This is a genomic window from Nocardiopsis sp. CNZ308 (assembly GCF_004217075.1).
This window is the reverse complement of sequence record NZ_SHKJ01000001.1, coordinates 70,921-94,806: the sequence shown is the minus strand read 5'-3', so window position 1 is coordinate 94,806 and position 23,886 is coordinate 70,921. Positions and strand designations below refer to the sequence as shown.

General features: G+C 73.0%; 17 protein-coding genes. 9 read left to right on the top strand and 8 right to left on the bottom strand.

Annotated features, from left to right (window positions below):
- The first annotated feature begins 31 nt into the window (after positions 1-31).
- The 4 genes from EV372_RS00420 (at position 32) to EV372_RS00405 (ending at position 5,726) form a co-directional block, all read left to right on the top strand.
- Positions 32-1,297, top strand: coding sequence for a styrene monooxygenase/indole monooxygenase family protein (locus tag EV372_RS00420; RefSeq protein WP_130394225.1), 1,266 nt, complete (start codon positions 32-34; stop codon positions 1,295-1,297).
- 37 nt (positions 1,298-1,334) lie between these two features.
- Positions 1,335-2,120: a sulfite exporter TauE/SafE family protein gene (locus EV372_RS00415; RefSeq protein WP_130394223.1), complete on the top strand. Its 786-nt coding sequence runs from the start codon at positions 1,335-1,337 to the stop codon at positions 2,118-2,120.
- 222 nt (positions 2,121-2,342) lie between these two features.
- Complete coding sequence (dxs, locus tag EV372_RS00410) at positions 2,343-4,271, top strand: 1-deoxy-D-xylulose-5-phosphate synthase (protein WP_130394221.1); 1,929 nt, start codon at positions 2,343-2,345, stop codon at positions 4,269-4,271.
- Positions 4,272-4,325: 54 nt separating this feature from the next.
- The gene (locus EV372_RS00405) at positions 4,326-5,726 is read left to right on the top strand and encodes an FAD-dependent oxidoreductase (RefSeq protein WP_130394219.1); all 1,401 of its coding nucleotides are present in this window, start codon (positions 4,326-4,328) and stop codon (positions 5,724-5,726) included.
- A gap of 38 nt (positions 5,727-5,764) precedes the next feature.
- Here the strand turns inward: EV372_RS00405 and EV372_RS00400 are convergent, their stop codons facing one another.
- Both EV372_RS00400 and EV372_RS00395 read right to left on the bottom strand, forming a co-directional pair.
- Positions 5,765-7,222, bottom strand: a complete 1,458-nt coding sequence (locus EV372_RS00400; RefSeq protein ID WP_130394217.1) for a neutral zinc metallopeptidase — start codon at positions 7,220-7,222, stop codon at positions 5,765-5,767.
- A 94-nt stretch (positions 7,223-7,316) separates the two neighbouring features.
- On the bottom strand, positions 7,317-8,099 hold the full coding sequence (locus tag EV372_RS00395) for a TetR/AcrR family transcriptional regulator (RefSeq protein ID WP_130394215.1): 783 nt from the start codon (positions 8,097-8,099) through the stop codon (positions 7,317-7,319).
- Between the two features lie 149 nt (positions 8,100-8,248).
- Here EV372_RS00395 and EV372_RS00390 point away from each other — a divergent pair, with 149 nt between their 5' ends.
- Together EV372_RS00390 and EV372_RS00385 are read left to right on the top strand one after the other, a co-directional pair.
- Positions 8,249-10,465, top strand: a complete 2,217-nt coding sequence (locus EV372_RS00390) for an MMPL family transporter (RefSeq protein ID WP_130394213.1) — start codon at positions 8,249-8,251, stop codon at positions 10,463-10,465.
- Between the two features lie 458 nt (positions 10,466-10,923).
- Entirely contained in the window at positions 10,924-13,146 is a 2,223-nt protein-coding gene (locus EV372_RS00385; RefSeq protein ID WP_130394211.1) for an MMPL family transporter, read from the top strand.
- 43 nt (positions 13,147-13,189) lie between these two features.
- Here the strand turns inward: EV372_RS00385 and EV372_RS00380 are convergent, their stop codons facing one another.
- Positions 13,190-13,651, bottom strand: coding sequence for a MarR family transcriptional regulator (locus tag EV372_RS00380; RefSeq protein ID WP_130394209.1), 462 nt, complete (start codon positions 13,649-13,651; stop codon positions 13,190-13,192).
- Between the two features lie 117 nt (positions 13,652-13,768).
- On the opposite strand from EV372_RS00380, the gene EV372_RS00375 reads away from it, so the two are divergent.
- Positions 13,769-14,407 carry a Rossmann-fold NAD(P)-binding domain-containing protein gene (locus EV372_RS00375; protein WP_130394207.1) on the top strand — a complete coding sequence of 213 codons (639 nt, stop codon included), beginning with the start codon at positions 13,769-13,771 and terminating at the stop codon, positions 14,405-14,407.
- A gap of 55 nt (positions 14,408-14,462) precedes the next feature.
- On the opposite strand, the gene EV372_RS00370 is transcribed toward EV372_RS00375, so the two are convergent.
- Positions 14,463-15,323, bottom strand: coding sequence for a hypothetical protein (locus tag EV372_RS00370; protein WP_130394206.1), 861 nt, complete (start codon positions 15,321-15,323; stop codon positions 14,463-14,465).
- Between the two features lie 128 nt (positions 15,324-15,451).
- Between EV372_RS00370 and EV372_RS00365 the strand changes: the two genes are divergently transcribed.
- Positions 15,452-15,751 carry a YrhK family protein gene (locus EV372_RS00365; protein WP_130394204.1) on the top strand — a complete coding sequence of 100 codons (300 nt, stop codon included), beginning with the start codon at positions 15,452-15,454 and terminating at the stop codon, positions 15,749-15,751.
- A gap of 62 nt (positions 15,752-15,813) precedes the next feature.
- Here EV372_RS00365 and EV372_RS00360 read toward each other — a convergent pair whose 3' ends face one another.
- Both EV372_RS00360 and EV372_RS00355 read right to left on the bottom strand, forming a co-directional pair.
- Positions 15,814-17,907, bottom strand: a complete 2,094-nt coding sequence (locus EV372_RS00360) for a 3-hydroxyacyl-CoA dehydrogenase NAD-binding domain-containing protein (RefSeq protein WP_130394202.1) — start codon at positions 17,905-17,907, stop codon at positions 15,814-15,816.
- On the bottom strand, positions 17,904-19,103 hold the full coding sequence (locus EV372_RS00355) for an acetyl-CoA C-acyltransferase (protein ID WP_130394200.1): 1,200 nt from the start codon (positions 19,101-19,103) through the stop codon (positions 17,904-17,906). Before EV372_RS00355 ends, EV372_RS00360 begins: the two co-directional genes overlap by 4 nt.
- A gap of 260 nt (positions 19,104-19,363) precedes the next feature.
- On the opposite strand from EV372_RS00355, the gene EV372_RS00350 reads away from it, so the two are divergent.
- Complete coding sequence (locus tag EV372_RS00350; RefSeq protein WP_130394199.1) at positions 19,364-21,136, top strand: ABC transporter ATP-binding protein; 1,773 nt, start codon at positions 19,364-19,366, stop codon at positions 21,134-21,136.
- 178 nt (positions 21,137-21,314) lie between these two features.
- Here EV372_RS00350 and EV372_RS00345 read toward each other — a convergent pair whose 3' ends face one another.
- Entirely contained in the window at positions 21,315-22,349 is a 1,035-nt protein-coding gene (locus EV372_RS00345) for a tetratricopeptide repeat protein (RefSeq protein WP_130398686.1), read from the bottom strand.
- 200 nt (positions 22,350-22,549) lie between these two features.
- Positions 22,550-23,803, bottom strand: a complete 1,254-nt coding sequence (locus tag EV372_RS00340) for a ribonuclease D (protein ID WP_130398685.1) — start codon at positions 23,801-23,803, stop codon at positions 22,550-22,552.
- Between the last annotated feature and the right edge of the window lie 83 nt (positions 23,804-23,886).

The following is a 23,886-nucleotide window of genomic DNA, read 5'->3' as shown; positions in this document are numbered from 1 at the left end:
CGTACGGGGCGGGCACCATCCCGGGAGAGACATGCGCAGGATCCTCGTCGTCGGAGCCGGACAGTCCGGACTCCAGTTGGCCGTCGGCCTGCTGGACGAGGGATACGAGGTGACCCTGGCCACCGAGGCCGGGCCGGAGGAGGTCCGCGCCGGGCGGGTCACGTCCACGCAGTGCCTCTTCGGCCCCGCCCTGCGCCGCGAGCGCCGCCACGGCCTCGCCTTCTGGGACGACCGGGCGCCCGCCGTCCGCGGCGTCGGGTTCCGCGTGGCCGACCGCGCCGGGGCGGGCGCCCCCGCCCTGTCCTGGGTCGGCGCGCTGGACGAGCACGCCCAGTCGGTCGACCAGCGGCTCAAGATGTCGGCCTGGCTCGACCTGTTCGTCCGGCGCGGCGGCGCCCTCCTGCGCGGGCGCGTCCTGGTCGAGGACCTGGAACGGCTCGCCGCCGACCACGAGCTCACCGTCGTCGCCTCCGGGCGCGGCGCGCTCTCCGAGGTCTTCCCCCGCGACACCCGGCGCTCGCACTTCCGCTCCCCGCAGCGCTCCCTGGCGCTGGCCTACGTGACCGGCGCCGGACCCCACCCCGACGGGCCCGTGCTCAGCCGCACCGTCGTCCCCGGCGCGGGGGAGGTCACCACCCTGCCCACCTACTCCCTGGCCGGGATCTGCGAGGCCGTCATGGTCGAGGCGGTGCCCGGCGGCCCCCTGGACCGGCCGCTGCCCCCCGACGCCTCCGGCGAGGAGGTCCTCGCGGGCCTGCTGGACGCGCTGTACCGCGAGGCGCCCTGGGAGTACGAGCGCCTGGCCCACGCCCGCCTCGCCGACCCGGGGGCGGCCCTGCGCGGCGGCTACGCGCCGGTGGTGCGCGAACCCGTCGCCCGCCTGGCGAACGGTACCCCCGTCCTGGGCATGGCGGACTCCGTGGTCGCCAACGACCCCGTCACCGCGCAGGGGGCCAACATGGCCTCCTTCGGAGCCGAGGTCTACCGCCGTGCCGTCGTCGACCACGGCCGTCGGCCCTTCGACGAGGCCTTCATGCGCTCGGCGTTCGCCGCCTACTGGCGCCTGGCCAGCCAGGTGACCGCGTGGAGCAGGGTCCTGCTCACCGCCCCGCCGCACCTGGAGGAGCTGTACCGCCTCGCCGCGCGCCACCAGGAGACGGCCGACCGCTTCGCCAACTGCTTCAGCGACCCCGGCGACCTGATCGGCTGGTTCCTGCACCCCGAACGGGCCCTGGCCTACGTGGACGGCGTCCGGCGCGCCGAGCCCGCGCGGTCATCCCATCTCCCTACCTCCTGAACCCGGTCGGGACGGTGGGGTTGTAGCGTCGCACGCCGTGCCCGTAGAACTCTCCGCCGCCTCCTTCCTGGCCCCCAGCGGCCACGGTCTGCTCGCCCCCACCGACGTGGCGGCGTTCGTCGTCGCCGCGGCGGTCGCCGTCCTCGTCGGGGCCGCGGTGCAGAGCACCGTCGGCCTCGGCCTCGGGCTGGTCGCCGCGCCCGTCCTGTCCTTCCTGGACCCCACCCTCGTACCGGGGGCGCTCCTGGTCGCCGTGATCGTCCTGCCCGGACTCACACTCCTCCAGGAGTGGCGGCACGTGGACTGGCGCGGCCTCGCCTGGGGGCTGCCCGCGCGCCTGCCCGGAACCGCCCTGGGGGTGTGGGTGGTGGCCGCCCTGGAGCCCCGCGCCCTGGCGGGCGCGGTCGGGGCGATGGTGCTGGTGGCCGTCGCCCTCTCGCTCTGGTCCCTGAGGGTGCGCATCACCCCCGTCTCGCTCGTGGCGGCCGGAACCCTGTCCGGGCTGACGGGTACCGCCACCACGATCGGCGGCCCGCCCATGGCGCTGCTCTACCAGTACGAGGAGCCCGCCCGGGTCCGCGCCACCCTGGCCGCGTTCTTCCTGCTGGGCGGCGCGGTCTCGCTGGCGGCCCTGGCCCTGGGCGGCCAGATGGACGCCCGGACCGCCTCCGTCGGGGCCTGCGCGATCCCCCTCGTGGTCGCGGGCTTCTTCGCCGGGACCGCGCTGCGCCGCCGCGTCGACGCCGGACGGCTGCGCGCGGCCCTGCTGGCGGTGGTGGCGGCCTCCGCGCTGGGGCTGCTCGCCCGGGCCTTCCTGGGCTGACGCGCGGCCACCGCTCCGGGAACCGAGTAATGTACGCGAAAACCCGGCAACCGGACGGCACGGGCGTTCCACGGGCCGCTCTCGCGCGGGGTTGGGCAGGACCCGTGGACGTACGCCCATAAACTCGGGTATGGATACCTGCCGGTAGCCAGGACCGGCCCACGTCAGGGGCACGGGACGGCAAACTCAACGGACACGCGGGACGAGGGGACTGACGAGACAGTGGCACTGTTCGAGTCGATACACAATCCGGAAGCGCTCAAGAGGCTTCCGGCCGACCAGCTCCCTGCGCTGGCACAGGAGATCCGGGACTTCCTGGTCGACTCCTGCTCCCAGACCGGCGGGCACCTGGGCCCCAGCCTCGGCGTCGTCGAGCTGACCATCGCGCTGCACCGGGTCTTCGACTCCCCGAAGGACCCCATCATCTTCGACACCGGGCACCAGGCCTACGCGCACAAGGTGCTCACCGGCCGCCACGACTTCACCAACCTCAAGTCCGAGGGCGGCCTGTCCGGGTACCCCTCCCGCGCCGAGTCCGAGCACGACTTCGTCGAGAACTCCCACGCCTCCACCGCGCTGTCCTACGCCGACGGCATGGCCAAGGCCAACGAGGTGCAGGGCCGCACGGACCGCACCGTGGTCGCCGTCATCGGCGACGGCGCCCTCACCGGCGGCATGGCCTGGGAGGCGCTCAACAACATCGCCGAGCGCCGGGACCGGCGCCTGGTCATCGTGGTCAACGACAACGGCCGCTCCTACTCGCCCACCATGGGCGGTCTGGCCGACCACCTCGCCTCCCTGCGCATGGCCCCCGGCTACGAGCAGGCCCTGGACCTGGCCAAGACCACCCTCAACCGCACGCCCGTGGTCGGCCAGCCCCTCTACGAGGCGCTGCACGGCATCAAGAAGGGCCTCAAGGACGCCATCCAGCCGCAGATGATGTTCGAGGACCTGGGCCTGAAGTACCTCGGTCCCATCGACGGCCACGACGAGCAGGCCCTAGAGAAGGCGCTGCGCCGCGCCCGCGACTTCGGCGGCCCGGCGATCGTCCACTGCATCACCCAGAAGGGCAAGGGCTACGCCCCGGCCGAGAACCACGACGAGGACCAGTTCCACGCCCCCGGCCCCTTCGACGTGGCCACCGGCCAGGCCAAGCCCGGCTCCAAGGCCGTCAAGTGGACCTCGGTCTTCGCCGACACCATGGTGGAGATCGGCGCCGAGCGCCCCGACGTGGTGGCCATCACCGCCGCCATGCTCCACCCCACCGGCCTCAACAAGTTCGCCGAGGCCTACCCCGAGCGCACCTTCGACGTGGGTATCGCCGAGCAGCACGCCGCCACCGCGGCCACCGGCATGGCCATGAACGGCCTGCACCCGGTCGTGGCCGTCTACGCCACCTTCCTCAACCGCTGTTTCGACCAGGTGCTCATGGACGCCGCTCTGCACCGCCAGGGCGTCACCTTCTGCCTGGACCGCGCCGGGATCACCGGCAACGACGGCGCCAGCCACAACGGCATGTGGGACATGTCCATCCTCCAGGTGGTCCCGGGCCTGCGCCTGGCCGCGCCCCGCGACGCCGAGCGCCTGCGCGCCCTGGTGCGCGAGGCCGTCGCCGTCGAGGACGCGCCCACCGTCGTGCGCTACCCCAAGGGCGCGGTCGCCGAGCAGCTGGACGCCGTGGGCAGGGTCGGCTCCATGGACCTGCTCCGCCGCGCCGCCGACGGCGGCAACTCCAAGGACCTGCTCATCGTCGGTGTGGGCACCATGGCCCAGGTCGCCTGCGAGGTCGCCGACCGGATGGCCGCCCAGGGGCTGGGCGTCACCGTCGTCGACCCCCTGTGGGTCAAGCCGTTGGACGAGGCCCTGGTCGCCGAGGCCGCCGAGCACAGCGTCGTCGCGGTCATCGAGGACAACGGCCGCACCGGCGCGGTCGGCGACGCCGTGGCCCGCCTGCTGCGCGACCACGACGTGGACATGCCGGTGCGCACGTTCGGCATCGCGCAGGAGTTCCTGGACCACGCCAAGCGCGACGACATCCTGCGCGAGCAGGGCCTGACCCCCCAGGAGCTGTCCCGCAGCCTCACCGAGACGGTCTCCCGGCACACCGACGGCGCCAAGTCCGCCGGCGAACTGGCCGACGAGACCGCCTGACCGCACGTGTCCCAGGCAGCCCGGGGGACGCCCCCGGGCTGCCAGAATGGGCGCATGAGCTCCTCCGAACCTGAGCAGCACAGCACCGCCGCACCGCTCCGGGTGGCCGTGATCGGTTCCGGCCCGGCGGGCGTCTACGCCGCCGACGCCCTGACCCGGCAGCGGCGCGTGCCCGTGCGGGTCGATGTCATGGACCGCCTGCCCACGCCCTACGGGCTGGTGCGCTACGGGGTGGCCCCCGACCACACCAAGATCAAGGGTGTGGCCCGGGCGCTGCGCAGGGTTCTGGAACACCCCGACGTGCGCTTCGTCGGCGGGGTCGAGTTCGGCGCCGACCTCACCCGCGCCGACCTGGCCCGCACCCACCACGCCGTCGTCTACGCCACCGGCGCCAGCGTCGACCGCCGCATGGACGTGCCGGGGGAGGACCTGCCCGGCAGCGTCGCCGCCACCGACTTCGTCAACTGGTACTGCGGGCACCCCGACACCGCCCTGGAGCGGTTCGTGCTCGACGCCGAGGAGGCCGTCGTGGTCGGGGCGGGCAACGTCGCCCTGGACGTGGTGCGCATCCTCGCCAAGACCGCCGACGAGCTCCGCCACACCGACATCCCCCAGCCGGTCCTGGACGTGCTCGCCGCCAGCCGCGTGCGCACCGTCCACCTGCTGTCGCGGCGCGGCCCCCTCCAGGCCAAGTTCACCGCGCCGGAGCTGCGCGACCTGCTCGCGCTGCCCGGCGCCGACGTCGTCGTGCGCCCCGAACAGGTCGACATCGACCCCGCCGCCGTGGGCACCGGCGCCCCCGAAACGCGCGACGTCGCCCGGGCCGCCCGCACCAACCTGCGGCTCCTGGCCGAACACGCCGCCCGCGGGCCCCGCGGGCGGGACCGCACCGTGCGGCTGCACTTCTGGGCCCGGCCCGTGGAGGTCCTGGGCCGGGAGGAGGGGCGCGTGAGCGGTGTGCGGGTGGAGGAGACCCGCCTGGACGCCGACGGACGTCTGACCGGGACCGGCCGGACCACCGACCTGCCCGCCGGGATGGTGCTGCGCTCGGTGGGGTACGCGGGCGTCGCGCTGCCCGGGGTGCCCTTCGACACCGAGGGGCGCACCGTCCCCCAGGAGGGCGGTCGCGTCCTGGACGCCGAGGGCGGCGCGGTCCCGGGGGACTACGTGGCCGGATGGATCAAACGGGGCGCCACCGGGGTGATCGGCACCAACAAGTCCGACGCCGCCGCGACCGTGCGCGCCCTGCTGGAGGACGCCGGGGCGCTGCGCGCGGCGGCCCCGGAGCTGGTGCCGCTGGAGACCGTGCTGGACGAGCGCGGGGTGGCCCACAGCGACTACGAGGACTGGCTGCGCATCGACACCGCCGAGGCCGACCAGGCCGTGGAGCTGGACCGGGGCGAGCGGGTCAAGCTCCACGGCTGGGAGGCCTACCGCAGGGTCGTCGGCGGCTGACCGCCCCGCCCCGTCCTCCCCGGGCCCACGGCGGAGGCTCAGGCGACCTGGCCGGTGGCGGCGCCGTAGGTGTTGCAGCCCTCCACGGTCGCCTGCGACCAGCCCTGCTCCAGCCAGAACGCCCGGTTGCCCGCGCTGCCGTGCGTGTCGAGGTCGCCGCCGCCGTTGAAGTGCTCGTTGGCCGTGCGCAGCGCCTCCTCGTCGGCGCCGGTGATCCCGCGCAGGCCCACCCCGGCCATGCACTCGGCCTGGAGCTCGGTGCGGCGCAGCGCCTCCAGTTCGGCCTGCTCGTTCTCGGCCTTCCAGGTCATGCCGTGCGCGACGCCCAGGATGCCGGTGGCGTACTGCACGTGGTGGCCGTACTCGTGGCCCATCAGGGCGAGCCAGACCTCCTCGCGCTCGCCCGGGGGGAGCAGGGCGCCCAGGTGGCGCACGTTGGGCAGCACGACGGTGACGCGGCTCAGGTCGCTCTCGTAGTAGGCGAGCGTGTACCCGTCCTCCGGGCTGGCGTCGGGGGGGTCGGGCGAGGTCCGGGTGACGGCGAACTCGGGCAGCTCCACGGACACGCCCAGGTCCTCGAACACCGGCTCCCACAGCCTGTTCAGGCACTCCCCGGAGACGGTCGCGAACTCCTCCCAGGACTCGTCGGAGCCCATGTCCAGCTCGGGGACGTCGCAGTCGACCGGTTCGGGCATGGCGACGTCGTAGAGGGGGTGGTCGACGACGTCGACCTCCACCTGGTTGGGCCGCGCCCTGAGGCGGTCGTCGTAGTGGGCGGACAGGTCGACGCCGGTGGGCTGGGGCTCCTCCTGGGGGGTGGTGGCGACGATGAGGATGCTCGCGGCCAGCGCCACGAGGGCGATCGCGGCCGCGCTCGCCGAACCGAGCAGCACGCTCGCGCCGCCGCGGCGCGAGGGCCGTCCCGGCGGCTGCGTCCAGGGCGGCGCGGGCGGCTGCCAGCCCATCCCCGGGTGGGCGGTGGGGTGGCCGCCGGGCGGGAGGGCGAAGGGGTGGGGGTGCGTGTGGGCGGCCGGTGCCCGCCAGGGGTGCGGCGCGGGGACGGGGCCCGTGACGGGCGTGCCGTACCCGGCGCCCGGGTGGACGGGGTGGCCGTAGAGGGCGGCGGGGTAGACGGGGCCGTACGGCGCACCGGCCTGTGTCAGCCCCGGGGAGGGGGGAGCGGTGCGGTACGGCGGGGCGCCCGCGCCCGGCCCGGGGTAGGGGGGAGCGGGGTGTCGGGCGGTGCTCCCCGTCCGCTCCGCGTGCGGGACCGACGGGGCGGGGGGCGTGCTGTCCGCGGCCGGTCCGGGGCGCGGGGGAACGGGCGCGGAGGGGGCTCCGTCCCGCCCCTGCTCCGCCTCGCCGGGTTCCCGTCCGTCCGCTCGGGGTCCGGTGGCCTCCTCGGCGCCGGGTCCGTCGGCGGCGCCTCCGGTACCGGGCCGCTCGGATCTGGGGGTCTCGCCTCCGGGCCGCTCACCGCCGGATGGGTTCTCCACGGGGTCAGTCCTCGCTATCGTGCCGCAGCGTGCCGGGGTGTCGTCTCCGCCTGGGGGCGAATCCGGCAAGAGTCGCAGAACTCCAGTATGGGGCTTAACCGGGCGTACCCATGGTCGTGGGGGCGCCGCTCTCCGGCGGCCGGTAGCGAACCCCCAGGCCTGTCAGCATGTTCTGGAGCTCGGACTCGAAGAGCGGTTCCATGTCGCGCATCACGAAGTCGAGGTGCTCGAACACCTCCATGCACACCACCCCGTACAGGCGTACCCAGCACGTGCTGAGCACCATGACCGCCTCCACCGGGATGTGCGGCGCCGAGAAGCCGCAGGTGTCGGCGAAGGCGCGCAGATCGCGGGCCAGCTCCGGGGTGATGCGGTCCCCGTCGGGCAGCACGAACCGCTCCTCCGACAGAAGCCGGTCGAAGAGGGTGTAGAAGGTCGCCCCGAAGCGCCGCCCGGCCTCCACCGCCGGTGTGACGTCGGTCTCGGGGGCCAGTCGCACGCGCGGGCCGAACATCGTGGCGAACTCGGCCCGGTGCCCGACCGCCCAGGCCCGGAAGGCCCGCAGCGAGGTGAGGATGCGCAGGTCGGTGTCCTCGGCGGGCACGCTGGCGTCCGCCGAGGCCACCGCGTCGCCCAGTTCCTGGAACATGTCCGCGGTGATGAGCACCAGCAGCGCGTCGATCCCCGTCACGTAGCGGTACAGCCCCGGCGCGGTCATCCCCATCTCCCGCGCGATGGCGCGCAGGGACACCCCGCCGGACCCGTGCTCGACCAGGTGCCGGCGGGCGATCCCCTTGATCTCCGCCAGTGTGGCCTCGCGCACACGCTCGCGACGGCTCGGCCTCCCTGCCACCCGGTCCAGCTGCGGTTTCGCCATCTGCTGCGCTACACCCCGTCTCGGGCGCCCGGTCGGGGCGCCGTGGTCCTCGTCGCCGACGTTGACAGCGTAACGCCCGCACGCTTTAGTGAACACCGTTAGCAAACACCGTTAACGGACATGGGGTCTGTTTCCTGAAAGGGCGGCGTATGCCGACACAAACGGGGCTTTTCGGTCGGCTGGGGCGGGGAGTCCACCGCTGGCGCTGGGCGGTCCTCGCCGCCACCGCGGTCTTCGCCGTCTTCTCCGGGATCTGGGGCTCGGGACTCTTCTCCGACGTCAGCGAGAGCGGGTTCGAGGACCCCGACGCCGAGTCCGCGCGGGCCACGCGCGTCCTGGAGGAGGAGCTGGGCCACGACGGCGTCGACCTCGTCGCGGTCTACCGCAGCGACGAGATCCGGGTGGACAACCCCACCTTCGCCGCGGCGATCCAGCGTATCGCCGATGACATGCCCGAGGACGCGGTCGCCGACTTCGACACCTACCTCGACGAGGACCTCGGCGAGACCGAGCGCGGCATGCTCGTGGCCGAGGACATGGACGCCACCTACATCCCCGTGACCCTCAGCGGGGAGTCCCACGCCGACCGCCTCCACCAGTACGAGGAGGTGGCCGAGTACCTGTCCTCCAGCAACCTGGAGGTCCACCTGGGCGGCTCGGTGGCGATCGAGCACGAGCTGGCCGAGAGCGCCGAGAGCGACGTCGTCCGCGCCGAGCTCATCACCCTGCCGATCCTGCTGTTCCTGCTCGTCCTCATCTTCGGCGGCCTCGTCGCGGGCCTGGTCCCGCTCGCCGTCGGCGGCCTGGCCATCCTGGGCTCGCTGACCCTCCTGCGCGCGCTGACCCACGTCACCGAGGTGTCGGTGTTCGCGATCAACGTCGCCACCATCCTGGGCCTGGGGCTGGCGATCGACTACGGACTGTTCATGGTCAGCCGCTTCCGGGAGGAGCTGCGCCGGGGCCGGGGCATCGCCGACGCGGTGAGCCGTACCGTCGACACCGCCGGACGCACCGTGGCCTTCTCCGGCATCACCGTCGGCATCGCCTTCGCGGGCCTGCTCTTCTTCCCCCAACCCATCCTCAAGTCGATCGGCTGGGGCGGCATCGCCGTCGTGGTCTTCGACCTGCTGGCCGCGCTGGTCTTCCTGCCCGCGCTGATGGCCGCGGTCGGGCACCGGATCAACCGCCTCCGGCTGCCGCTGCCCCGCCGCACCGTCACCGGCGCCGTGCACGAGGGGGCCTGGTCGCGCCTGGCCCGCGTCGTCATGCGCGGCCCCGCCGTGTCCCTGGTAGCGGTCGGCGGCGTCCTGCTGGTCTTCAGCTCCGGCCTGGCCTCCACCGAACTCGGCTCCACCGACCAGCGCTACCTGCCCGCCGACTCCGGGAGCCGGATCGCCACCGAGACGCTCTCCGACGACTTCCCCGCGGGCGGCCTGGGCACGCTCGACGTCGCCGTGGTCGGCGGGGCCGACGACGGGGCCCTGGAGGAGTACACCGAGCGCCTGGGGGACCTGGAGGAGGCCGCGTCCGCCACGGTGGAGCGCACCGGTGACGGAATCGCCCACGTCGTGGTCGCCTACCAGGGCGCGTCCGACTCCCCGGAGATCGCCGACCTGGTGCGCGACGTGCGTGCCGAACCGGTTCCGCGGGGGGCGGAGCAGACCCTGGTCGGCGGCGTGGCCGCCATGCAGCAGGACAACGTGGCGGCGATCGTCGACGCGGCGCCCATGACGGTGGGCTTCGTCGCCGCGGCCACCCTGCTCCTGCTCTTCCTCGCCTTCGGGTCGATCATCCTGCCGATCAAGGCGGTGCTCATGGGGGCGCTGTCCCTGGGCGCCTCCCTGGGCGTGGTGGTCTGGGGCTTCCAGGAGGGCGCCTTCTCCGGACTGCTCGGGTTCGAGGCGGTGGGCACCATCGACCCCACCTACCTGGTGCTGATCATCGTCGTGGCCTTCGGCCTGGCGATGGACTACGAGCTGTTCCTGCTCAGCCGGGTGCGCGAGGAGTACCTGCGCACCGGGGACAACACCCGCTCGGTCGCGGCGGGGCTCCAGCACACGGGCCAGATCATCACCAGCGCCGCGATCCTGCTGATGGTGGTGCTCCTGGCCATGGGCACCTCGGACCTGCTCTTCCTGAAGGTCATCGGCATCGGCCTGGCCATCGCGGTCCTGGTGGACGCCACCCTGGTGCGCGCGGTCATGGTGCCCGCCACGATGCGCCTGCTGGGCGGGGCCAACTGGTGGCTGCCCCGGCCGCTGCGCTGGCTGCACGACCGGATCGGGATCTCCGAGGGCGGTTACGGGGACGGGCCCGAACCCGCCGTGGAGCGGGACGGGCGCAGGAGGGTGCACGCGGGGGTGTGACCGATCGTCGCGCGACCCCGTCCGGGAGTTCCCGGACGGGGTCGTTCGCTGTCGGCGGCGCCGTGACGAGGCCGTCCGCGGCCGGAGCGCGTCGGGTGCGTGTCGCGGGATCCGGGGTGGGCCGTCGGTGCGCCCCGCGCAGGGCGGGCTGGCGCGTGACGCGGTGGGCTGGGCGAGTGGGCCGTCCACACGCGCCCTGACGCCGTGGCGGCGGTGGTGGCCGACCCGTCCGTCTCCGCCCGGCGGGCCGAGGACTCCGCGGGCGCGTCGTCGCTTCCCGGGATCCAGCGGCCCCTCGCGTAAACGATATGTGAATCATATTATTAGGAGTGGCGATCGTCTAAGTTTTTTACTGTAATGTGGCGGCGAGGGAACGCGCGGTGGCGACCGGGGGACTCCGGCCGCCACCGGCGTCCCCTCGCACCCACGACGTCCTGCGCCTGGAAGGCGAGACCACCATGGCCACGTCCCCGACGACCACCTCACCCCCCGGCCGCCAGGGGGCGCCACCGGCAAGGCCCCCGTTCCTGGTCCGGCTCGGCGACGGGCTGGCCCGCCGCCCGGGCCGGGTGATCCTGGCTGGCGTCGCGCTGGTGCTGGTCGCCCTGGCCCTGGCGGCGGGCACCATGGACCGGCTGCTGCTCAGCCGCTTCGAGAGCCCCGGATCGGAGTCGCTGCGCGTCGAACAGCAGCTGGAGGAGGGCTTCGGCACCGGCAAGCACCACTTCCTCCTGCTCGTCACCGCCCAGCGGGGCACCGTGGACGACCCCGGGGTCGTCGAGGCCGCCACCGCCCTGGAACGGGACCTGGCCTCACGCGAGGGCGTCGCCGAGACCGCCTCCTACTGGGGGCGCGGCGAGTCCCCGGCGATGCGCTCCGAGGACGGCACCCAGGCGCTGATCACCGTGCGCATGGAGGGCACGGTCACCGAGGCGCGCACCGCGCTCGGCGAGATCTCGCCGGACTTCACCCGCGACGGCGAGGTCATCCGGGTCGAGGTCGGCGGCGGCGACGAGGTCTTCCGCCAGGCCGCCGAGCAGGCGCAGGCCGACTTCCTGCTCGCCGAGGCCATCATCTTCCCGCTGGTGTTCGTGCTCCTGCTCGTCCTCTACCGCAGGATCTCGGTGGCGGCGCTGACCCTGGGCATGGGCCTGTTCTCCGTGGTCACCACGCTCGCCCTCCTGCGCGGGGTCACCTACCTCACCGACGTGTCCACCTTCGCCGCCAACCTCACCCTGGTCATGGGCGTGGGCCTGGGCGTGGACTACAGCCTGTTCGTCATCAACCGCTTCCGCGAGGAGCTGGCCCGGGGCAGGCAGGTCCCCGAGGCGGTCTCCCTGGCCGTCTCCAAGGCCGGGCGCACCGTCCTGTTCAGCGGACTGACGGTCGCGGTGGCCCTGTCCTGCCTGATGCTCTTCCCGTTCCCCTTCCTGCGGTCCTTCGCCTACGCGGGTGTGGGAACCGTGCTGACCTCCGTGTTCGCCGCGCTGGTCATCCTGCCCGCGGCGCTGGCCAAGGTCGGGCACCGGGTCCGCCCCAAGCGCGAGCCCGGCCCCGACAGCGGCTGGTGGCACTCCACCGCGCTGCGGATGATGCGCCGTCCGCTGCTGTGGGGCCTGCCCGCGCTCGCGGTGGTCCTGGTGCTGGCCGCGCCTGCGGTGGGGCTGAACTTCGGCCTGCCCGACGCGCGCGTGCTGCCGCAGGGGGTCTCCAGCCGCGACGTGCAGGACCAGATCGGCGCGAACTTCGTCCAGGAGGAGATGGACGCCGTCCAGGTGCTGGTGGACGTGCCGGGCCAGGAGGCCAGCGCCGACGCCGTCAGCGCCTACGCCGCCGACCTGTCCCGGGTGGAGGGCGTCTACCAGGTGGACGCCCTCACCGGGCGCTTCAGCGGCGGGGAGCGGACCGACGGGGCCGAACCGCGGGCACGGGAGCGGTTCGGGTCGGCGGAGCGGACGTGGCTGTCCGTGGTGCCCACCGCCGGGGCCCTGGAGGACGTCGAGGACCTCATCGACCGGGTCCGGGACGTGCCCGCGCCCGGTGAGACCCGGATCGGCGGCTACCCGGCCGACCTGACCGACTTCCGCGAGGCCCTGCTGGGACAGGTTCCGCTGGTGTTCGGCCTGATCCTCGCCATCACCTTCGGCATCCTGTTCCTCATGACCGGGAGCATCCTGCTGCCCGCCAAGGCGATCGTGCTCAACGTGCTCAGCCTCGCGGTGATGTTCGGCGTGATGGTGTGGATCTTCCAGGAGGGGAACCTGTCCGGGCTGCTGGGCTTCACCGCCGACGGCACCCTGGAGACGACGTTCCCCATCCTGATGTTCTGCATCGCCTTCGGGCTGTCCATGGACTACGAGGTGTTCATGATGTCCCGGATCAAGGAGGAGTACGACCTGACCGGGGACAACACCCGCGCGGTCGCGGCCGGGCTCCAGCGCAGCGGCCCCCTGGTCACGGCGGCGGCCGTCATCCTGGCCGCCTCCTTCGCCGCCTACGCCGTCTCCGACGTGCTGTACCTGATGATGCTGGCGGTCGGCATGGCGGTGGTGATCCTGGTGGACGCCACCCTCATCCGCGGCGTGCTGGTGCCGGTGTTCATGCGGCTGGCCGGACGTGCCAACTGGTGGGCCCCGGCGCCGCTCAAGCGCGTGCACGCCCGCTTTGGCGTCTCCGAGTGACCGGGGGCCCGGTGCCGGGGAGCGCGGCCCCGGCACCGGAACCTCACTCGTACTTGGTCACCCGGGGGTGCTCGGTGAGCAGGCGGCCCGACAGCTCGTGCAGGAGGGCCACTTCGTGCTCGGACAGGGTGGCGAAGAACTCCGACTCCGCCCGGGCCACCGCGTCGCGGGCCTCCTCCAGCAGCGTCCTCGCCTTGTCTGTGGGCGTCACGATGTAGCGCCTGCGGTCCCTGGGGTTGCGCTCGCGTCTGGCCAGCCCTTGCTCCTCCAGGTCGTCGATCAGCCCCACCATCACGTTCGGATCCACACCCAGCACACAGCTCAGCTCCTTCTGCGAGAGATGGGGCATCGCCTCCGTGGCGGAGAGCACGTGGAACTGCCGGGAGGTGATCTGCTGGGGCCCGAAGACCGCCGCGGTGGTCGCCTGGACCAGTTCGCCCAGCTTGATCAGTCGAAAACCGGTCGTGTGCCACATGGGGGTGTCCCATCCGGGTGCGTTCTCCATGCCTCGGCCCCCTCTCCAACGCCTCTGTTCACCAGATGATCATAGAACTCTATGGTTGGGACGTGAAACGATACGCAAGTCCACGCCACACCGCTCCCCGGGCGGAGCAGGTCCGTGGTGACCGGAGCGATCGGCCTCCTCGGCAGCGGCATCGTTCGCCTGCTGCCCGGCCTGGACCAGGAGGGCGTCGCCCTGGTCCGCGACACCGACCGAGCCCGACGCCTGCTGCCCGACGACCCCGCCGACGAGTCCCCCCCGCCCCCGGACCGCTTCGTGGGCCTGTCGGCCTGCCGGTGCTACCCCTCCAGCAAGGTCCGCGCCGAGCGGGCGGTGGAGGACCTGATCCGCTCCGGCCGCGCCGGGCCCACCCGGGTCGCGGTCGTGCTGCCCGGGTGGATGCGGGGGCACGGGGACGCCGGGCCCGCCTCCGCCGGGCGTCCCTTCCTGGGCGTGGCCCAGGGGGCGGTCAAGGCGGTGCCCCGGCTGTCCGACTACGTGGTGGACGCGCGGGACGTGGCCTCGCTGGTGGAGTTCCAGGCGCGACTGGGCGGAGGGGAGCCGACCGCCACCCGCGCCGGGGCGCGCGTCCCGCGCGAGGGCGAGGGCGAGGGCCGCGACATCACCTCCGGCCTGGCCGGGCGGGACCTGGGGGCGCGGTTCCGCTCCGCGGCCGAGACCGTGTCCGCGACGGGGACGTGGTACCGGCGGCACGGCATGCTCCCGGCGGGCGCGGTGCGCGCCTCCGCGCGCCGCTGAGCGCGGGGGACGGGTCCGGCGTCCGGGGGACGCCGGACCCGTCACGGTTCCCCGGTCACTCGTCGAAGAGTTCGTCGATGTGGTCGACGACCGCGGAGCGACGGACCCAGGTACTGAGCTGGTCGTGGTCGCGGCATGCGCTGATGCGCTCGCGCGCCTCGGCGGAAACCTCGATGCCGCGTGCGTCCAGGAAGAGCAGGATGTCCTCGGCCCGTCCTTCGGCCTTGAGGCTCTCGGTCCAGGCACTGCTGTACTCGTACGTGTCCGTCATCATGAGTTCCTCCAGGGCGGCCTGGCCTTCGGTCTTCGCCAGCAGGTTCAACGTGAATCCAATGTACTTCGTAGCCTTTTCCCGGTCGATCGCGTCGAGGCCGGTGTGCAGGGCTTTCAGCACGTCCATGTCCTGACCGCCGTGCGCGGCGGCGGACAGCACGCCCAGGGACGGGTACCGCTCCACCTCCCCGGGATCGGTGATGACCGGAATCCTGGACGGCCCCACCACCAGGGGACGCAGGACGAAACCGGGATGGCCGAGGTGGATCGGTTCGGCGTACCAGTCCGCCACGGACTGCTTCGGACAGATGGTCAGCAGGACGACCGGGCACTCGTGCCGTGAGCGCAGCGCGGCCACGTACTCGGGCCAGGTGAAGCGTTTGCGCTCCTTCTCGTCGCGCTGGACCTCCACGACGATGCCCATCAGCTTGTCGAAGGGGTCCTTCGGCCCGGGGCCGCGCAGCATGATCGCGACGTCCGACCGGCGCTCGACGGGATCGACGTGGCCGAGGTCGCACGAGGTGACCTCGCTGCGGTCGTAGTCGGGTACGTCCACGCCGAGGCCGCGCAGGAAGCCGACGGCCGTGTCCGGCGCGTCGGCGAACAACTCGGAGTAGATCTGGTGTTCAGCGGATACTGCCACGAGGCAGACGTTACACAGGGTTACCGGTAAGTATGTACGAGTAGTCGTTATGTGGTGACTTTTCGTTTCCGCCCACTTCGGGCAGGGGAAGACGCGGTGCCGAGACGACCCCCCGGGGAGGGCCGGACATGTCCGAGAAGCAGAGCAGACCGCTGGTCCTGCACGTGGGGCACGACGAACTCGTCGTCCGGCGCCGCTACGAGACCGCGAGCATCGTCAACGACATCCTCATCGCCCTGTGGTTCATCGCCGGAAGCATCATGTTCTTCTCCGAGGCCTGGACCACCGCGGGCACCTGGTGCTTCCTCGTCGGCAGCGTCGAACTGCTGATCCGCCCGGTGATCCGGCTGGGCAGGCAGCTGCACATCCGGCGCGTCCGCTCCTCCAGCCCCGGCTCGACCGGGGAGGAGTCCTCCCAGGACTTCTGACCAGGACACGAAACGGCGGGCCCGGCATCCGCTGCCGGGCCCGCCGCGGGGTCTCGCGAAGGCTAGAACGCCTTCGGGTCGCCCTCGTGGAACCGCTTGCCGTTCACGGCCTCCGACACCCCGACCTTGTCCAGGTAGGGGGTGATGCCGCCGGTGTGGAACGGCCAGCCCGCGCCGGTGATCAGGCACAGGTCGATGTCGGCGGCCTCGGCCACGACGCCCTCGTCCAGCATGATCCGGATCTCCCGGGCCAGCGCCCGCAGCGCCCGGTCCAGGATCTCGCTCTCCTCGGACGGCTCGTCGCCGCCCACGAGCAGCGCGCGGACCTCGGGGTCGATGCTGAAGTCGGGGGCGTAGATCGCCGTCTTGCCCGCCTTCACGATCTCGGCCAGCTCGGCCGAGACCGCGAAGCGCTCGGGGAAGGCCTCGTGCAGGGTCTCGGACACGTGCAGCGCGACCGCCGGGCCCACCAGCTGGAGCAGCAGCAGCGGCGACATCGGCAGGCCCAGGGGCGCCACCGCGCGGTCGGCCGTCTCGGGCTCGGTGCCCTCGCCGACGGCGCCCAGGACCTCGCCCATGAACAGGGTGAGCAGGCGGTTGACCACGAACGCCGGGGCGTCCTTGCACAGCACCGCGGTCTTCTTCAGCTTCTTGGCGGTGGCGAAGGCCGTGGCCAGGGCGGCCTCGTCGGTCGCCTCGCCGCGGACGATCTCCAGCAGCGGCAGGACCGCGACCGGGTTGAAGAAGTGGAAGCCCACGACCCGCTCGGGGTGCCGGAGCTTGGACGCCATCTCGGTGATCGACAGCGAGGAGGTGTTGGTGGCCAGGATGGCCTCGGGGGAGACCACGGCCTCCACCTCGGCGAACACCTGCTGCTTGACCTCCATCTTCTCGAACACGGCCTCGATGACGAAGTCGGCGTCGGAGAAGGCGTCCTTGGTCAGCGAGCCGGTCACCAGGGCCTTGAGGTGGTTGGCCTTGTCGTTGTTGACCCGGCCCTTCTTCAGGAGCTTGTCCACCTCGCCGTGCACGTAGGCCACGCCCTTGTCCAGGCGCTCCTGGTCCAGGTCGGTCATGACGACCGGCACGTCCAGGCGGCGGGCGAACAGCAGCGCCAGCTGCCCGGCCATCAGACCGGCGCCGACGACGCCGACCTTGGTGACCTTGCGGGCCAGCGACTTGTCGGGCGCTCCCGCGGGGCGCTTGGCGCGCTTTTGCACCAGGTCGAACGCGTACAGGCCCGCCCTGAGCTCGTCGCTCATGATCAGGTCGGCCAGCGCGTCGTCCTCGGCCGCGAAGCCCTCGTCGCGCGTGCGGGTCTTCGCCTGGGCGACCAGCTCGACCGCGCGGGCCGGGGCCGGGGCGGCGCCGTGCAGCTTGCCCTCGACGGTGAACCGGGCCATGTTGACCGCGTTGTCCCAGGCCTCGCCCTTGTCGACCTCGGGGCGCTCGACCACGACGTCGCCCTTGAGGACCCTGGCGGCCCAGCGCAGCGACTCCTCGACGAAGTCGGCGGGCTCGAACATCGCGTCGGCGATGCCCATCTCGAAGGCCTGCGTGCCCTTGAGCACCTTGTTCTGGGCGAGCGGGTTGTCGATGATGACCTTGAGGGCCTTCTCGGCGCCGATCAGGTTCGGCAGCAGGTAGGTGCCGCCCCAGCCGGGCACCAGGCCCAGGAAGGTCTCCGGCAGCGACAGCGCCGGGACGCCCGAGGAGATGGTGCGGTAGGTGCAGTGCAGCGCCACCTCGACGCCGCCGCCCATGGCCGCGCCGTTGACCAGCGCGAAGGTGGGCACGTCCAGCTCGCCGAGCTTGCGGAACACGTCGTGGCCCAGCTTGCCGATGGCGTGCGCCTGCTCGCGGTTCTGGAGGGCGGGGACGCCGGTCAGGTCCGCGCCCACGGCGAAGATGAACGGCTTGCCGGTGACCGCCACGGCCACGATGTCGGTGCGCGCCCTGGCGGCCTCGATCGCCGCGTCCAGGCTGAGCAGCCCGCCGGGGCCGAAGGTGTTGGGCTTGGTGTGGTCGTGCCCGTTGTCCAGGGTGATCAGGACCGCGGTGCCCGCGCCGTAGGGGAGTTCGACGTCGCGGGAGAGGGCGTTGGTGACGACCTCGTCGCTGAACAGTTCCCGTGCCTGGTCGATGACGGTGCTCACTTGCCCCCCTCGTAGTTGGTGTTCTCCCACAGGACGGTTCCGCCCATGCCCATGCCGACGCACATGGTGGTCAGGCCGTAGCGGACGTCGGGGCGCTCGGCGAACTGGCGCGCGAGCTGCATCATCAGGCGCACACCCGAGGAGGCCAGCGGGTGGCCGAGGGCGATGGCGCCGCCCCAGGGGTTGACGCGGGCGTCGTCGTCGGCGAGGCCGAAGTGCTCCAGGAAGGCCAGCACCTGCACGGCGAAGGCCTCGTTGATCTCGATCAGGCCGATGTCGTCCATCGAGATGCCCTGGCGGGCGAACAGCTTCTCGGTGGCCGGGACCGGGCCCACGCCCATGACCTCGGGCTCCACGCCGGCGAAGGAGAAGTCGACCAGGCGCATCCTGGCGCCCAGCCCCAGCTCCTCGGCCACGTCCTCGGCGGCCAGGATCGCGCCGGTGGCGCCGTCGTTGAGGCCGGCGGCGTTGCCGGGCGTCACGTTGCCGTGCGCGCGGAACGGGGTCTTGAGGGAGGCCAGCGTCTCCATGGTGGTGCCGGGCCGGGGCGGCTCGTCCTGGGTGGCCAGGCCGTAGCCCTTCTCCAGGGAGCGGACCAGGACCTCGACCAGGTCGGGCTGGATCCGGCCGTCGGCGTAGGCCTTGGCGACCTTCTCCTGGCTGCGCACCGCGTAGGCGTCGGCCCGCTCCTTGGTGATGGAGGGGTAGCGGTCGTGCAGGTTCTCGGCCGTGTTGCCCATGACCAGCGCGGACGGGTCCACGAGCTTCTCGGAGAGGAAGCGCGGGTTGGGGTCGACGCCCTCGCCCATGGGGTGGCGGCCCATGTGCTCGACTCCGCCCGCGATGACCACGTCGTAGGCGCCGAAGGCGATGCCCGCGCCGGAGGTGGTGACGGCCGTGAGCGCACCGGCGCACATGCGGTCGATGGCGTAGCCGGGGACGCTGCGGGGCAGTCCGGCGAGGATCGCGGCGCTGCGCCCGATCGTCAGGCCCTGGTCGCCGATCTGGGTGGTGGCGGCGATGGCGACCTCGTCGACGCGCTCGGGGGGCAGCCCCGGGTTGCGGCGCATCAGTTCGCGGATCACGCGTACGACGAGGTCGTCGGCGCGCGTCTCGGCGTAGAGGCCCTTGCCTGACTTGCCGAACGGGGTGCGGACCCCGTCGACAAACACGACATCGCGGGCAGTTCGCGGCACGATGGCCCCTCCTTCTCCAAGGGTGGATGGACTCGTCGACCCCCATGCTACTCGTCAGTAACAACTTCTGCGAGCAGTGGAGCCCCCCGACTTCGGTCAGGGGCGGAAGTCAGGGGCGATCTCCGACTTTCGGCGGTGGCACCGCCCGTCCCGCGCGCGGTTTGCTGATCGGACGTTCCACCACGGAACACAGCGAACCACAGCGGGCGGCGCGAAGACGCCGTGCGACGACATCGGGGGCCCACGTGTCAGATCCGGGCGTGCGCGACGCCGACCACGCCGCGGCACCGGGCGCCGCGCCCAAGGCGTCCCCGCGCCGCCTGTGGGAGCACGCCCGCCCCCACTGGCGGGTGCTCGTCCTGGGCGGGGCCCTCACCTTCCTGGGCGGCCTCACCAGCCTGTCCCAGCCCCTCCTGGCCAAGTACGTCATCGATGCCCTCGGCGCGGGGGAGCCCGTCCTCGGGCCGGTCCTGGCCCTGACCGCCGTCATCCTCGGCGGCGCCCTCGTCGGCTCCCTGGGCGCCTTCCTGCTGGAGCGCACCGGCCAGAGCGTCGTGCTCGGCGTGCGCCGGGGCCTGATGGGCCGACTGGTCCGGCTGCGCGTGGCCGAGGTCGACCGCCTCAAGCCCGGAGACCTGGTGGCCCGCCTGACCGCGGACACCACCCTGCTGCGCACGGTCGCCACCAGCGGCATCACCAACCTGTTCACCGGCTCGGTGCTCCTGGTGGGCGGCGTCGTGGTCATGGCCGTCCTCGACGGCCTCCTGTTCCTGCTGGCCGCCGCGATGATCGTCATGGTCGGCCTGGTCATGGGCGTGATCCTGCCCCGGATCGGCACCGCCACCCAGGCGGCCCAGGCCGCTCTCGGCGAGATGGGTTCGCGCCTGGAGCGGATCTTCGGCGCCTTCCGCACCGTCAAGGCCTCCTCGGCGGAGGAGGCGGAGACCGCCCGCCTGGACGCCGCCGCGGTCGAGTCCTGGCGCAGGGGCGTGGCGGTGGCCGTGTGGACGGCCGTGTCGGGCACCACCGCCTCGCTGGCGGTCAACGTCGCCTTCCTGGCCATCCTCGCCGTCGGCGGGGGACGCGTGGCCGCGGGGGAGCTGCCCGTCTCCTCCCTCATCGCCTTCCTGCTCCTGCTCTTCTACCTCATGGAGCCGATCAGCACCCTGGTCAGCTCGGCCACCGAGCTCCAGACCGGCCTGGCGGCCGTGCGGCGCGTGGACGAGGTCGCCGAACTGGACCAGGAGGACCTGCGGGAGGGTGCCGCCCCCGCGGCGGACCCCGGCCGCCCCGCCTCGGTCGTCTTCGAGGACGTGGCCTTCCGCTACCACCCCGACCTGGCGCCGGTGCACCACGGCGTGGGCTTCGAGGCCTCCGGAGCCGGTCTGACCGCCCTGGTCGGACCCTCCGGAGCGGGCAAGACCACCGTGTTCTCCCTGGTGGAGCGGTTCTACGACACCACCTCCGGCCGGGTGCTCCTGGACGGGACCGACGTGCGCGCCTGGCCGCTGACGGCGCTGCGCGCCCAGATCGGCTACGTGGAGCAGGACGCCCCGGTCCTGGACGGCACCCTGCGCGAGAACCTGCTCATGGCCGCCCCGGAGGCCACCGAGGAGGAGCTGGCCCGGACCGTGCTGCGCGCCCGCCTGGGGGACCTGGTGGCCCGTCTGCCCGACGGACTGGACAGCGCGATCGGCCACCGGGGCGTGACGATCTCCGGAGGGGAGCGCCAGCGGGTGGCCATCGCCCGCGCCCTGCTGCGCGGCCCCCGGCTGCTGCTCATGGACGAGGCGACCTCCCAACTGGACGCCGCCAACGAGAGGGCCCTCAAGGAGGTCATGCTGGACGCGGCCCGCCACACCAACGTCATCGTCGTGGCGCACCGGCTGTCCACGGTCACCAGCGCCGACCGGATCGTGGTCATGGACGCCGGACGGGTGCGCGCCGTGGGCACCCACGAGGAGCTGGTGGCCGCCGACGACCTCTACCGCGACCTCGCCGCCGGGCAGCTGCTCACCGCCGAGGCCCCCTGAACACGCCGAGGGGCCGGGGTCGCGCGACCCCGGCCCCTCGAAGGCCGTCTCGCCGGGCCAGGCGCCCTGCGCGCGCCGCCCTCCCGCCATCGCCCGCGGGCCGATCGACGGGGACGGCGGTCGTCTCCGGCGCGCCGTCCCCTCCCGGCGGCGGCCGCGCCCGGGAGGGCGCGGCCGCTCACAGCAGCGCGTTGGCCTCGCGGTACCGGCCCGCGGCGTTGTAGGCGCCCGCCAGGTCGCGGCGCAGCCGCAGCGTCAGCCGCCGCACCTCCGGGTCGCCGGAGGAGTTCAGCGCCACCCGGTAGGCGTCGCGCAGCACCTCCACCGCCTCGTCGGAGCGCCCCGCCTGCGTGTAGGCGCGGCCCAGGCGGTGGTGCACCGTCAGGGTGTCCAGGTGCCCCTTGCCCAGGCGGCGCCGACGCCCGGCCAGCACCATCCGCAGCTGCCCGATCGCGTCCTCGTAGCGCCCGGACATGCTCTGCGCCGCGCTCAGACCCAGCCGCAGCTCCTCACGGCGCTCGGTCGAGGCCACGTCCTCGATGGCCCGCTCGTAGTGCACCACGGCCGCGTCCAGGCGGCCGCTGCGCCGGTAGCAGACCGCCAGGCGCATGCGCGCCTCCACGGTGTCCTCGTCGGCCGAGCCGAACTGGCGCTCGCGCTCGCGCAGCAGCATCTCCCACTGCCCCGCGGCGTCCGCCGGACGACCGGCGTCCTCGTAGGCCCAGGCCAGGTTCTCGCGGATGATCTCGGTGCGCGGGTGCTCCTCGCCGAAGACCGCCACCGCCTCGGCCAGGGTCAGCTCGAACTGCTGCACCGCGGCCTGGCGGCGCCCCATCTGCGCGTACTTGGTCGCCAGGTTGTTGCGCGCGGTGATCGTGTCCGGGTGCTCGGTACCCAGCCGCTCCACCAGCGAACGCAGCGTCCGCTCCAGGGAGGCGGCCCGCATCCCGGCGGTGGGGGCGGGGGCCTGGACCACCCCGGAGGCCGTCCGCGCCGCCTCCTCGCGCGCCCCGGTCAGGGCCAGCGGCTCGGTGGGCGCACCGCTCGCCGGCGCGGGGCTCGGCACGGAGACCCCGGACGGCCGTTCCGCCGGCCTCTCCACGGGTTGCTCCGCTTGCTCCGCGCGCGCAGGCACGGTGGTATCGGCGGACCGGGTCCTGGTCGCGCCCTTGAGTCCGGTCTCGCGCAGCAACGCACGCCAGAACGACAGCACAATCACCACATTCCCCTGATCGCGCACCGAGGCCCCAGGCCTGCGGCGTAACACCCGTTGGACAACCCGTACCCAGAAAGCGCCAGGGCACGTTTCTATAACTTAATCGGACACCGGGCTACGGAACAGGCACCAAACGCCCTGAGGGCACGGTGAGTTCGCTCACTCCTGGGTTGATCGTGACAGAACGGGGTAAAACGCTACGCCTGATCGGCCGTCCGCAACGCTGTGGCCAGGGGTTCCGCGGTCAGGGTGACCTGCCACTCACGGGCTCCGCGCTCACGCAGGAACGCGCCCACCGCGTCGGGGTCCACCGCCCGCGGCGGCGCCCACGCCAGGCGGCGCACCGTGTCCGGCAGCAGCAGGTTCTCGGTCGGCATGACGACGTCCTCGGCGATCCCCGTGACCGTGGCCCGGGCCGCCTCCAGCCGCCGCGCCGCCTCCGGCGCACGGTCGCCCCACCGGTTCACCGGCGGCGGGCCGTCGCCCGGCGCGTTGGGCCGGGGCAGCTCCGCCTGCGGCATGTCGCGCGCCCGGTTGACCGCCTTGATCCACGTGGTCAGGTAGCGCCGCGCCAGCTTGATGCCGAACTGCCGGATCTTGGCCAGCTCGGTGGTGGTGCGCGGCATGGCGGTGGCCGCCTCCACGATCGCCGCGTCCGGCAGCACCCGGCCGGGCGAGATGTCCCGCTCCTGAGCGATGCGGTCGCGCTCGTACCAGAGCTCGCGCACGGCGGCCAGGGCGCGCTGGTTGCGCACCCGGTGGATGCCCGAGGTGCGCCGCCAGGGGTCGGTACGCGGTTCCTTGGGCGGCGCGGACAGGACCGCGGCGAACTCCTCGCGCGCCCATGCGAGCTTGCCGGTCTCCTCCAGCTCGACCTCCAGGGAGTCCCGCAGGTCGATGAGGATCTCCACGTCCAGCGCCGCGTAGCGCAGCCAGTCCTCCGGCAGCGGGCGCTGGGACCAGTCCACGGCCGAGTGCTCCTTGGCCAGCCGCAGGTGGAGCAGCCGCTCCACCATGAACCCCAGGCCGACCCGCTGGTAGCCCAGCAGCCGCCCGGCCAGTTCGGTGTCGAACAGGCTCCGGGGGCGCAGGTTGATCTCGCTCAGGCAGGGCAGGTCCTGGTGCGCGGCGTGCAGCACCACCTCGGCCTCGCCCACGGCGTCGTTGAGCGCGCTCAGGTCCGGGCAGGCGATGGGGTCGATCAGCGCCGACCCCGCTCCCTCGCGGCGCAGCTGGACCAGGTAGGCGCGCTGCCCGTACCGGTAGCCGGAGGCGCGTTCGGCGTCCACCGCGACGGGGCCGGTCCCGGCGGAGAGCGCGGCGACCACACCGGCCAGCGCGTCGGCGTCGGAGGTGACCTCGGGCAGGCCCTCGCGAGGTTCCCGCAGAAGGGGGGCCCTCTCGGCGTCGTCGTCGTTGCCTGGTTCGCGGGGTTCTGTCTTGGAGTTCAACGCGTTCGCCACACCACTACGGTATGCGCTGTCGCCACCGGACGCGGATCCGGACCGGCCGCGGGCCCCGGGGACGCGGGGGC

What these genes read in the sequence shown, in the direction of transcription:
- EV372_RS00420 (WP_130394225.1), top strand. Translation starts at nt 32, where the DNA reads ATGCGCAGGATCCTCGTCGTCGGAGCCGGACAGTCCGGACTCCAGTTG.
- EV372_RS00405 (WP_130394219.1), top strand. Translation starts at nt 4,326, where the DNA reads ATGAGCTCCTCCGAACCTGAGCAGCACAGCACCGCCGCACCGCTCCGG.
- EV372_RS00395 (WP_130394215.1), bottom strand. Translation starts at nt 8,099, where the DNA reads ATGGCGAAACCGCAGCTGGACCGGGTGGCAGGGAGGCCGAGCCGTCGC.
- EV372_RS00390 (WP_130394213.1), top strand. Translation starts at nt 8,249, where the DNA reads ATGCCGACACAAACGGGGCTTTTCGGTCGGCTGGGGCGGGGAGTCCAC.
- EV372_RS00385 (WP_130394211.1), top strand. Translation starts at nt 10,924, where the DNA reads ATGGCCACGTCCCCGACGACCACCTCACCCCCCGGCCGCCAGGGGGCG.
- EV372_RS00380 (WP_130394209.1), bottom strand. Translation starts at nt 13,651, where the DNA reads ATGGAGAACGCACCCGGATGGGACACCCCCATGTGGCACACGACCGGT.
- EV372_RS00365 (WP_130394204.1), top strand. Translation starts at nt 15,452, where the DNA reads ATGTCCGAGAAGCAGAGCAGACCGCTGGTCCTGCACGTGGGGCACGAC.